The sequence below is a fragment of the Acinetobacter sp. YH01024 genome, assembly GCF_013420195.1.
GTDB lineage: Bacteria > Pseudomonadota > Gammaproteobacteria > Pseudomonadales > Moraxellaceae > Acinetobacter > Acinetobacter amyesii.
Genome location: NZ_VOYQ01000007.1, coordinates 48,195 through 60,166 on the forward strand (window position 1 = coordinate 48,195; position 11,972 = coordinate 60,166).

An 11,972-nucleotide genomic window follows, 5' to 3' on the forward strand; every position below is an offset into this window, starting at 1 on the left:
TGTCCTGTAACAACGCTACTGATTTGAAATTTTTAAACCAGATAACCATGAACGCAGTGAAGCCGGTTTCAATGGTTTTTTCAGTAAGACGATGTTTAACTCTTTTAGACGTTGCGGTAGTTCAGGATCAGAATCTGCGGTAATCAGCGCCACAGGGACATTTTCCTGACGGTTATCTAAAATAAAGTCGAGACCGATCTTGTTGTTATTCAAGTGTTGGTCAACCAACCAAACTTGAATATTTTCTTGTTGAATCAACTCCATGGCCTGTTCAGGTTCAGTGGCTTTAAAGACTTGATAGCCCCATTTGGTCAGTAAGGTCGACATCCCTTCCAAAATGGTTTCATCATTGTCTAAGCACAGAATCTTATAGGCTTTGGTCTTCAGCGGAACCGCTTGAGTCGGTGCAGCGACCACTTTTGGCGCAGCGACCACAGGCACTTCAATCATAAAACACGAACCATGACCAAGTTCTGAGAACACATGCACTGGGTAGTCGAGTAGGCTGGTCATGCGTTGCACGATGGCTAAACCTAAGCCCAGACCCTGTTCGCCCCAAGGAGAGGTATGTCCACAGCGTTCGAACTCTTGGAACAACTTAATGCGCTGTTCTTCCGCGATTCCAGGACCCGTATCCCAAACGCCAATACGAATATGTCCTGGACGTGCTGAACGTAGCACACCCACCACAACACGACCACGCGCCGTATAGCGTAGGGCATTGCTGACGAAGTTTTGAATAATACGACGAATCCACTGTGGGTCGGTGTCAATCCAAAACTGAGCATCGTGTACGGTCAGTTTGATATTACGCTGTGCCGCAATCGATTTAAATTGCAGTTCAAGATCACTGAGTAAGTCATGCAGCGGATAAGGCTGACGTTTTGGTTGAATGGTTCCACCTTCGAGTCGTGCAATGTCCAATAGGGCAGAGAGCATACTTTCCGCACCATGCAGCGCACGATCTAGTTGCTGAAGCGTTTTAAGATCATCGTCATTTTGTACGCTTTGCTCGAGGGCGGTACTAAACAGACGCGCAGCATGCATCGGTTGCAATAAGTCATGGCTTGCGGCAGCGATAAAGCGGCTTTTCGACATATTGGCTTTATCGGCTTGCTCACGTGCCAATTGTTGTTCAGACAGGGCATCTGCCAACTGTTGGGTACGGTCTTGCACACGGCCTTCAAGCAAGGCTTCATTTTCACGGAATGCAGTAATATCGGCAAAGGTCGTCACGAAACCGCCGCCTTCGATTGGGTTCCCGCGCATCTGAATTACACGGCCATCTTTACGGATCCGTTCAAATTCGTGTGCGCTGCCGACTTGCATCCAATGCATACGTTTACGCACATGTTCTTCGACTGAACCAGGACCACATTCGCCGCGTTCAGCGTTATAACGAATCAAGTCTGAAATTGGGCAACCGACATAGACAATGTCTTTTGGATAATCAAACAGTTTGAGGTATTGATTATTCCATGCTACCAAACACATATTTTCATCAACCACGGACACACCTTGAGTCATATGGTCGATCATGGTCATGATCAGGTTTTGGTTAAAGCGCTGCCACTGTGAGGCTTGGTCAAGAATATTGGCGACCTGACCGAGTGCTAAACCATTATTGACCATGGCTGTGGTGAGTAGGGTACGGGCAGATGCCGCACCGATGGTGCCGGCAAGATACTGTTCGGTAAAACGCCACCACATGCCGTTGGCGCTGCTATTTTCATTCAAAACCACATTGTTTTGTGCGCAGAACTGGTTGAAGGCGCGCATAGTTGGACCTTCACCGGTAATGCGTTTTGCCAAAGTAATCAGATCACCTACTTTTAAGCGTGCCACATCATGGTGAATATAGCTGATGTCGTTTGATGTACTTTGAGCCGGGAGGGGCTTGGTTTCATAATAAAAGAAACTTTCGGCCTGAATTTGCTCGGCAACACTTGGACGGAAGACGCGGGAAATCCAAATATAGAGGGTGATATTTAAACCGAGTGCCCAAACTACGCCATGGGTAAGTGGATCGAAAGATTCAAACCCTAACAGTGCTTCAGGACGTAACCAACTCAAGCCTAGCGGACCCTGACTTAAAAGATTTTCGGTAAATGTTTTAAATTGTTCAGGCAGGCTACGCAATACGGTTGGTAATAACAGGGTATAAGCCCACATGCCAAAGCCGACCAACAGACCTGCATATACGCCTTGCTTACTTCCGCCGCGCCAATATAAACCACCAATTAACGCCGGTGCAAACTGTGCCACAGCACTGAAGGCCAATAGGCCAAATACCGATAATTGGTCAATGTCATTGAAGAAATGGAAGAACAAGAAGCCCAATAACATGACCGCTAAAATACATACACGACGTGTGAATTTCAGTACGAGTGGTAGGCGTTTGTCATGACGTGACAATAAGCGTGTACGCCACAGTGCAGGCATGATCAAGTCATTACTGAGCATAATCGACAAGGCCACTGACGACACCAACAGCATACCTGTCGATGCTGAAAAACCACCGAGAAACGCAAGTAAGGTCAACCAGTCTTGGTTATAACTCAAAGGCAGTGAGAGCACGGCAACATCGGGGATTGCCAAGTAGGCAGGTGCTGCATGCAGCGCCCAACTGGCAATCGGGATGATCGCGATAATGGTTAAAATCAGATAAATGGCAAACCAACGACGAGCACCACGGATATGCTTTTCATCTCGCAGTTCAACCACCGCGACATGGAACTGACGTGGTAGACAAATAATCGCTAATGCAGCCAATAAAGTTTGAATCCAAAAGCTTTCTGGCACACCTTTGAGCTGAACATCTTTAAAGGTGGTGTTGATGTCATGGCTGATTTGAGCCATGTTTTCAGGTGATTCAAAAACAAAGAAAAATGCGACTGCAAGTAGTGCAAACAGCTTGACGAAAGACTCAAATGCCACAGCCAACATTAAGCCGCCGTGCTGTTCAGTATTGGCAATCTGTCGTGTCCCAAACATCATCGCCAAAATCGCCAATACACCAGTCAAAAACAGCACACTATTGGTGGTGCTGGTCAGACCAGCGGTCGGTTCTAAAATGACCGTTGCACTTAGGGCAATTGCACGTAGTTGCAAGGCTAAATAGGGAATAATGGCAATCACGGCAAGGATCGTGACTAATGACGCTAAGGGGCCACTTTTACCATATCGTGCTGCTACAAAGTCGGCAATCGATGAAATGGCATGATGCTGACGGACACGGCCTAAACGTCGCCAAATATCATAGCCGAGCGCAACAAATAGCAGCGGTCCTAGATAGATCGGCAGGAAAATAATGCCCTCACGAACCGCGGCACCTGTTGCGCCATAAAACGTCCAAGATGAACAGTAAACCCCTAAAGTTAGACTAAAGAGAAGCATTCTGCCGCGAGTACTGAGCCTGCTGGCATGCTTTTCACCAAAGAATGCACATACAAAGAGTAATGCGATGTAAAGGGCCAATACCCCGACGATAAGCCAACTATTCATAGAGCCTGCAGCATATTAATTCTCGCTTAATGATAACGCATCCATAGGCTTAGGGAGGTTATTGCTCAAAATTTAACGACCAAAGTCTAAATTACAAGAGATAAGGAACATTGGTAAGTTTAGCTTCGAAATAATTCGAATTAGAAAATTGCGCGCCAAGGTTCGGCGTAAGGAGAACATTATGGATGAGAGACAGGTAGAACAAATTCTACAGAATCCAAAATTTAAGGAAATGGTTAGCCGTAAAAGTAAGTTGAGCTGGACTTTGACGATCATCATGTTGGTGGTCTATGTCGGCTTCATGCTACTTGTGGGCTATAACAAAGAGTTCTTGATGCAATCCGTGAGTGGTGGTGTAACCACGATTGGTATGCCATTAGGTTTGAGCATTATTGTATTGTCATTCCTACTCTGTGGTGTGTATTCGTACATTGCAAATAATAAATTAGATGCATTAAACGAAGAAGCAATGCGTGAAGTAGAAGCAATTACTCAAGAAAAAGGACTTCACTAAGATGAAATGGAATTCATTGAAAGCAACAGCACTGGCGGCTCCCGCTCTGCTCATGTCAAGCATGGCAATGGCAGGACCAGATTTAGGTGAAGCACAGCAGCAAGCGACCAACTGGCACGCAATTATCATGTTTGCCATCTTTGTAGGTTTTACGCTGCTAATTACTAAATGGGCTGCAAAACAAACTACCAACACTGCAGATTTCTATACTGCTGGTGGTGGTATTTCAGGTTTCCAAAATGGTCTAGCGATTGCCGGTGACTATATGTCAGCAGCATCGTTCCTCGGTATTTCCGCAATGGTATTCAGTTCAGGCTTTGATGGCTTGCTGTATTCATTGGGCTTTATGGTGGGTTGGCCAATTGTATTGTTCTTAGTAGCAGAGCGTCTGCGTAACTTAGGTAAATTCAACTTATCTGACGTTGTATCGTTCCGTTTGGCTGAAAAACCAGTACGTACATTGGCAGCAATGAGCTCGCTGGTGGTTGTAGCGTTCTACCTAATCGCACAGATGGTAGGTGCAGGCCAGTTAATCAAATTGTTATTCGGTCTAAACTACAACATTGCGGTTGTGATTGTTGGCTTGCTGATGATGGCGTATGTAATCTTCGGCGGTATGTTGGCAACGACTTGGGTACAGATCATTAAAGCAGTGATGCTACTTTCTGGCGCAACGTTCATGGCATTCATGGTCATGAAGGGCGTGGGCTTCAGCTTCTCTGAAATGTTCTCACAATCTATTCAAGTTTTCTCTAAAGTTCACGAAGTGACTTTGGCAGAAGCGGGCAATATTATGGGGCCTGGTAAATTGGCTGCGAACCCAATTGATGCGATCTCTCTAGGTCTGGCATTAATGTTCGGTACAGCAGGTTTACCACACATCTTAATGCGTTTCTTCACGGTTAAAGATGCCAAAGAAGCGCGTAAATCAGTGGTTGTAGCAACAGGTTTCATTGGTTACTTCTACCTACTGACTTTCATCATTGGTTTTGGTGCGATCCTTTACGTTTCAAACAACCCACAATTCCTTGATGTTGCAAAAATGGCGGTAACTGGCAAGCTAGAGCTTGTTGGTGGTAACAACATGGCTGCGGTGCATTTATCTGATGCATTAGGCGGTGATTTGTTCATGGGCTTCATTTCAGCGGTGGCATTCGCAACGATTCTTGCAGTTGTTGCAGGTCTAACATTGTCTGGTGCTTCAGCTATTTCACATGACTTGTATGCAAACGTATTCAAGAAAGGTCAAACAACGCCAGAATCTGAACTTCGTATGTCTAAAATCGCGACTTTAGGTCTTGCGATCTTCGCGATGATTTTAGGTATCTTGTTCGAGAAACAAAACGTTGCATTCATGGTTGGCTTGGCGTTCTCTGTAGCAGCATGTGCAAACTTCCCAGTACTTGTATTGTCTATGTTCTGGAGAGGCTTGACCACTCGCGGCGCAGTGATTGGCGGTTTAGTAGGTCTGCTTACAGCAGTGACCCTAATTATCTTATCTAAAGCAGTTTGGGTAGATACATTCGCAATCTCTGAAACACCAATTAACCCGTTCAATGGTCCTGCAATCTTTGCAATGCCATTAGCATTCATCTGCTGCTGGTTGTTCTCTGTGACTGATAATTCAGCACAAGCACAAGCTGAGCGTAAAGCATTCGATGCACAGTATGTACGTTCACAAACTGGTATTGGTATCTCTGGTGCTTCAGATCACTAATCTGAATCGCCTAAAAAGCCCCTAATAAGGGGCTTTTTTTATATTTAGTGAATGATATGACGCAGAGGTTTGTAGACAAATCTCTGTCCTATTTGCGTGTATAATTTTCTCCATTGATCGACATTTTCCAATGGCCTTGATCATCTTGATAAGGCGAGCGCTGAATGGTGAATTGTTGAGAGAAATTATCCTGACCGATGCTAAAGCTCTGATCACCAAAACTGCTCAAATGGGCTTTTATTCGCGACTGTTCAGCACCACTGAAGGTTTGGTTGGCAATACTTTTTTCAGTATGTTCTTGATGGTAATACGTCACTTCGCCCGACGATTTGATCACTAATTCACTGTGGTTGTTTTGCCAAGTCCCCACATAATTTTCATGGCCTTTGAGGAGCGGACTGTTTTGTGTACAGGCAGAGAGCATGAGCAGACAGAGGGGTGCAAATACGAGATGTTTTTTCATAATGAAATCTACCACGTAGGAGATTCCTTTGAATATGTGCCTGAAAACTGAAACTTACAGTAGGTTTTTTGAACCTCTTTGGTAATAAGAAACCCAGCTAGAACAGTGCTCATATGGATGCTTTTTCAGATTAAGATCAACAAATTTTTGCAATAAAAAAAACTCACTTCGTGCTAATTTAAAATCAATCAGTTGATGATGCTTCAGATCGATCATTTCAGCGCATGATAAAAAAATATAGAGATTGAAAATAATGCAAGGATTCGTGGATTTTTGGAAAAGCTTTAGACTTTTGCCCTCAGCATGGCTGTTACTGGTGCAGTTTCTGATCTTGGTTTTAACTGCGATTACCCGAGAAAGTCTGTCTTTTCGTGCGCTGATTTGGGTGCTTGGGGTATTGGTATTGTTGATCATCGCCAAAGTAATTCGCCAAACTCCAATGTTTACGATTCTTGGGCTGAGTTTTGTTGGCTGTGCAGTATTGTTTTCTACTTTGATTATGCTGGGTGTAAATCATCCGAATATTCAAATTATTGCGCATGGTTTTGAAGCCTGTGCGTATTTTAGTGCCGCTTATGGCGTATTGCGTTATATGTTCGCAGATCGCTATTTAACCAAAGATGAACTCTTTGCAGCAGGAGCAGTTTTTACCCTCATCGCATGGGGTTTTGCTTTTCTCTATAGTATTTGTCAGCTGATTTATCCGGATAGTTTTGTAAATCCTGCAGAGCCGGGCATGCAGTCGTGGTTAGATTTATTATTTTTAAGTTTTAGTTTGCAGTCTGCCACGGGCTTGTCGGATCTCATGCCTGTGAGTGCGCCTGCACGGGTCTTGGCTATGCTTCAAATGTTCTGTGGGGTGATGTATTTGGCTCTCATCGTTTCACGTTTAATAGCATTGCAATATATTGCCCATTTACCGGAACGCCATGAGCCCAAAGACAAATAATGGCAGGAAAAAAAAGGACGCAATTGCGTCCTTTTCTATATTCAGTATCTAATATGAATTAGAAACGGAATTTAGCATTTACGCCAACAGTTTGAGTGTCAAGCGCTACAGCATCTTCAAATGCATCGTTTTTAGCTTCATAGTTAGCATTTACATAGCTAGCACCAACTGAAACAGCTGGAGTAACGAAGTAGTTTACGTTAGCAGCTAAAGCTTTGTCAGGAGAACCAGCATAGCTAGATTCCATGTAAGAAACGCCAACGCTTAGTTTAGGGTTAAGGTAAAGTGTAGTGCCTAGGTTGTAAGCAGTGTCATCACCGTAGATGATGCCTGATTCGAAACCAATTGCCATGTTAGTGTCGTCGATTGCGCCAACATATTTAGCACGTGCAGTGATTGCATCTTGGTCTTGGCCAATAGTTGTAGCTTCAGCAGCAGCTTTAGCAACACCGTTGCCCATAACGTTGAACGCGTCAACAGCAGCTTGGTCAGCAACGCTAGTGTAACCAACAGCAACTAAGAAGTTTTGAGTTGGAAGTGCACCAACTTCTAAAGCATAACGGTCGCCATTGTTGTCAGCGAATTTTTGGTTTTTGCTGTCAAGAATAGTGTGGCTGTAAGACGCGCTTGCATATACAGGAACAACTTTAGTTGGAACATAAGCTTCAGCTTTAGCACCGAAGTTATGAGCAATTACGTCAGTACCTTCTGAACCAACTTCACCGTAGTTGTAAGCAACAGCTACGTTAGAAGCTTGGTTTAAGAATGCAGCTTCTGCTAAAGGACCTTTTGTAGAGTCAACATTTTTGAAGTAGTAAGTACCTTGAACACCACCAATGAAATCTTTGTCATTTGCAGTTGTGTCGATGTATTCTGCTTGGCCTTGAACTTCAAATTGGTAAGCTTGAGCACCGGTCATGGCTAATAATAAAGCAGTGGCTAAACCGAGTTTTTTCATGATTTTCTACCAGTTGTTACAAATGGATTAAACATTGAGCATTGTATTGTAACAATATATTAAGTCAATGATCCTAAAGGTTATTATTCAGTCTCTGACTCAGATCTTTATTTCATAATAAGAAATTCAGTTTTTACTCTAACTAATAAGTCACTGAAAAAAAATCATTGAGAACAATTAAGTAAGTTTGATTAAATTCTTAATTAAAAAAATACACTTGAAAAAATACACAACTTTTCAATCTGAAATAACAATTATTATTGTTATTTTAATTCAAAATAACATTTATTGTAGTGGGTAAATTCTAACGCTTTTCACGCATTTGAAGCGATAAATTGCGGCTTTGACTGCCGAATTGTTGGGCAAAAACTGTTTATTTGCATAGTAAATGGACGTTTTTGTTTTAAATCTGAGGTCTACTTCACTTAAATGAATATCTTAGTGATAAATTTAATATCCTTGTGAAATACTTGGCTTTACATCAGGTTTTATTTGATTCATAATTTGCCAATCGAGTCGTCACACAGTTTAAAAGTGTGACTTTGACCCTGATTCTCCATCATTTGTTTTTTATTCGCCCAGCTTTCCCCAAGGTTGGGCTTTTTTTTGTCTAAAAATGGAACTTTACCGCAAAGATTATAGATAAAACGGAGATGGAATAAAAATAAATGCCCTTTTATGGTGCATATATTATTGAATTTATCATCGAGTTCAGTAGGTCCAGACAAAAAAAATCCTGATTTTCATGGAAAATCAGGATTTTTTAGCCAAAATTTTCGGGAAACTAAAATATTCTGCTGAGGAAGAAATTTAGTGTGCCCTAATACGGTGCATTCTGCACCAATTTATTGCAATTGTAAATATTTATTTAAGCAAGTTCATAAAAAAATTTATTCCTTTCAAATATGTTGCTGTTTTTTAGCAAATTATCTCGTTTTAAAATGATAAAAATGTGACAGATTCAACACATTTGTATAGAATTTAGCTGTATAAATGTTCATTTTATAAATTAATAAATTATTGATCATTAATTTAAATATTCCCGCGTTTAGTTGATAAGTGGGTTGGGGTATGCAACAAGTGTGGGGCATAAAATAGATGGAAACATTACGAACAGAGCATATTAGTAAGCGCTTGCAACTTGCGATGCTAGTAATCGTCTTGTCTATCGTATTTATTAGTGTTCCACTGATTGTGAGCAGTTATCAAAACTACCTCAAAAATGCTCAAGCGCTGAAAGAAATTCAGATGCTAAAAATGGTGGCAGATTTAACCAACCAAATTTCTCGTGAACGTGCGCCAGCTAACAGTGCAATGTCGAGTCAAGGTCTTCAGCGTGAGCAAAAAATTATTGAGTTGGCTGAATATCGTCAAGGCGTTGATCGGCAATATCAAGATACACTGAAAGTTTTAAAAGAAACGGGCTTTGCACCGATCGCCCAGCAGTTAGAGTCCAATTTATATCCATATTTGTTGCAGGGTCGCAAAACGGTCGATCAATATATTGCGCTGCCGACACAACAGCGTGACGCTAAAAAATTGGATCATGCCATTTTGGCGATGTTCCAAGCTTGGGATCAAAGCTATATTGCCATGCAGAAATTGGTCAATCATTCACATGGTAAAGATACCCGTGTATCGAATTATTACACGCTGATTTTATTACTGGCTGAATTACGTGATCAGGCAGGACGAGTCGCGTCCAATATTATGGCTGCAGTATCGTTTCAACAGGAAATTCCTGAACAAAATTTAGCGCGGAGTTTACAAACCCAGCGTCAAACACGCTATTTGTGGGAGTTGATTAATGTCGTGCAGTCCGAACATGACAAAACACCCGAGTTTAAACAGTTACATCATGCGGTACGAACGGAATTTTTAGATAAAGGTTTGCCAATTATTGATGGTTTGGCTCAAAAAAGTCTTCAACATCAGCGTTATCACATGGATGGCACCCAGCTCACTGATGCAATGGTCAATAAATTTGTCACAGTGGTGGAATTGCAAAGTTATATTTTAGATTACAGTCTCAAAGTAGCTGCGGATGAACAACGTGAAGCGCGAAATAAATTGATTTTCACGCTTTTTGTCTCGCTCGTGTCATTACTGACTGCATTATTAACGATGTTCTATGCCAAGAAATGGGTGTTTGAACCTTTAATTCGTGCTCGTAATCAGTTATTTAAACTGGCTCGGCACCGACAAATGGATCAAGGCGTGATTGAACCTGCCAAAGTAGGTTATCTCAGTTTATTTGATGCCATTCAGCATATTGAAAACATGTTGGAACAACGTGATGCCTTTGAATTTCAGCTTAAACATATTGCCAATACTGACTCACTCACCAATGTCGCCAATCGTTTTGCCTTAGATGAATATATTAAATTTCGCGACAGCCAAAATTCAGGCTTTTTACATACAGCACTGATCGTGATTGATATTGATCACTTTAAACAGGTCAATGATCGCTATGGGCATATTGTCGGCGATTTGGTGATTCAACATGTTGCCAATCAATTACGACAACATATTCGTTCATCCGACTTGGTGGTGCGATATGGTGGAGATGAGTTTTTAGTCCTGATCGAGGGGATTGATATGCTCAAAGCCCAGCACATTGCCGAAACCATACGGCATGATATTCAGCATGTGAATTTCAATTTGGCAGAAGACGAAGCAGATCTCATCGTGACGGTGAGTATTGGTGTTGCAGTGGGTGCCAAAAGCTGGATCGATTTATTAGAGCGCGCAGACCAAGCATTATTTAAAGCCAAAGCTGCGGGGCGTGACCGTGTTTCAGCCTAAACGCAGCTTGATATTCATAAATATCTTGGCAGATTCATAAAGTTAGCTAGAAAAATCAATTAATCTTCATCTTTATATAATTTATTGCAGGCTTGTTGGTTCATTTGACTACCATCTTCATTCCAACACTGGGCTTGGGTAATTTTGCCTAAATCGTACTGAAGCACCGCTTCAGGTTGCCCATTGTCATACCAAATTTTATAACTGTTATGACGAACGCCATTACGATAATAACCTTGGCGTTCTAGTTTGCCGTTTTCAAACCACATTTTCAGCTCGCCAATCAATTTATTGTTTTGAAAATTGGCATAGGTCCACGGTTTACCATTACTGTACCAGCGTTGGCGCAGGCCATGCTCGATACCATTTTTATAATTTTGAGAAAAAGCCAGTTGGCCATTCGGATGCCAAATTTTGTAATCCCCCTGAGATTCACCATTGATGATGCTACTTTCTTGCTCTTTTATCCCATTGGCAAACCAAAACTCAAGTTTGCCCTCGTACTCCCCATTTTTATAAGCAATGCGGCTACGGGGTTTGCCGTTGGGGAAGAAACTTTCAAATACGCCTGAGCCTTGAATACCATCTGGAAAGTGAATTAGATGTTCACATTCACCATTTTTAATTTTGCTGTTGCTCAGAAAGATGGTGGTTAGGGCATTGCCATTGGCATAGACATATTGATTTTCATAGATCCCTTTGTGTGAAGTCGGGGTACTGAGGGCTTTACACTGCGGCTTATCTTTCCATGGGCTAAGATCAGGGTCTTCTTGTGAGACAAACAGCACCATGTATTCGTTTAGATAGCCATCGGCAAAGCTATATATTGGACATAATAAGAGACTGAAACTTAAGATAAATTTATTCATTGTTAGTATGCTTTTATATTTTAAAAAGTTAAAAATTATTCGTTGTTGAGTCCACGATAGGCGTCATCATAAGGATGTTTTGTTTAAAAATAAATAGTGGATGCGCTAAGTTTGGAACAGATACAAGACTGTTGAAAAGTACACAATTCAGGTTTGAACTTCATCTTATACTGTGGACTTTAAACGCCATAAA

The 11,972-nt window shown here is 41.9% G+C and carries 8 protein-coding genes; 4 read left to right on the forward strand and 4 right to left on the reverse strand.

The window, feature by feature from the left end:
• Nucleotides 1-15: 15 nt before the first annotated feature.
• The gene (locus FTT88_RS05260; protein ID WP_168379420.1) at nt 16-3,504 is read right to left on the reverse strand and encodes a PAS domain-containing hybrid sensor histidine kinase/response regulator; all 3,489 of its coding nucleotides are present in this window, start codon (nt 3,502-3,504) and stop codon (nt 16-18) included.
• A gap of 181 nt (nt 3,505-3,685) precedes the next feature.
• Between FTT88_RS05260 and FTT88_RS05265 the strand changes: the two genes are divergently transcribed.
• Both FTT88_RS05265 and FTT88_RS05270 read left to right on the forward strand, forming a co-directional pair.
• A complete protein-coding gene (locus FTT88_RS05265) occupies nt 3,686-4,018 on the forward strand; it encodes a DUF485 domain-containing protein (protein ID WP_078190540.1) in 333 nt (110 codons plus the stop codon).
• Nucleotide 4,019: 1 nt separating this feature from the next.
• The gene (locus FTT88_RS05270) at nt 4,020-5,735 is read left to right on the forward strand and encodes a cation acetate symporter (RefSeq protein ID WP_180002715.1); all 1,716 of its coding nucleotides are present in this window, start codon (nt 4,020-4,022) and stop codon (nt 5,733-5,735) included.
• A gap of 88 nt (nt 5,736-5,823) precedes the next feature.
• Here the strand turns inward: FTT88_RS05270 and FTT88_RS05275 are convergent, their stop codons facing one another.
• Entirely contained in the window at nt 5,824-6,198 is a 375-nt protein-coding gene (locus FTT88_RS05275; protein ID WP_180008801.1) for a hypothetical protein, read from the reverse strand.
• A 253-nt stretch (nt 6,199-6,451) separates the two neighbouring features.
• Here FTT88_RS05275 and FTT88_RS05280 point away from each other — a divergent pair, with 253 nt between their 5' ends.
• Nucleotides 6,452-7,147, forward strand: a complete 696-nt coding sequence (locus FTT88_RS05280) for an ion channel (RefSeq protein WP_168379423.1) — start codon at nt 6,452-6,454, stop codon at nt 7,145-7,147.
• 58 nt (nt 7,148-7,205) lie between these two features.
• On the opposite strand, the gene omp33-36 is transcribed toward FTT88_RS05280, so the two are convergent.
• Nucleotides 7,206-8,105 (reverse strand): porin Omp33-36, encoded by a 900-nt coding sequence (gene omp33-36 / locus FTT88_RS05285; RefSeq protein ID WP_180059333.1) that lies wholly within the window; start codon nt 8,103-8,105, stop codon nt 7,206-7,208.
• 1,098 nt (nt 8,106-9,203) lie between these two features.
• Between omp33-36 and FTT88_RS05290 the strand changes: the two genes are divergently transcribed.
• Nucleotides 9,204-10,910 carry a diguanylate cyclase gene (locus FTT88_RS05290; protein WP_180173731.1) on the forward strand — a complete coding sequence of 569 codons (1,707 nt, stop codon included), beginning with the start codon at nt 9,204-9,206 and terminating at the stop codon, nt 10,908-10,910.
• Between the two features lie 59 nt (nt 10,911-10,969).
• On the opposite strand, the gene FTT88_RS05295 is transcribed toward FTT88_RS05290, so the two are convergent.
• Nucleotides 10,970-11,779 carry a toxin-antitoxin system YwqK family antitoxin gene (locus FTT88_RS05295; protein ID WP_180173732.1) on the reverse strand — a complete coding sequence of 270 codons (810 nt, stop codon included), beginning with the start codon at nt 11,777-11,779 and terminating at the stop codon, nt 10,970-10,972.
• Nucleotides 11,780-11,972 lie beyond the last annotated feature (193 nt).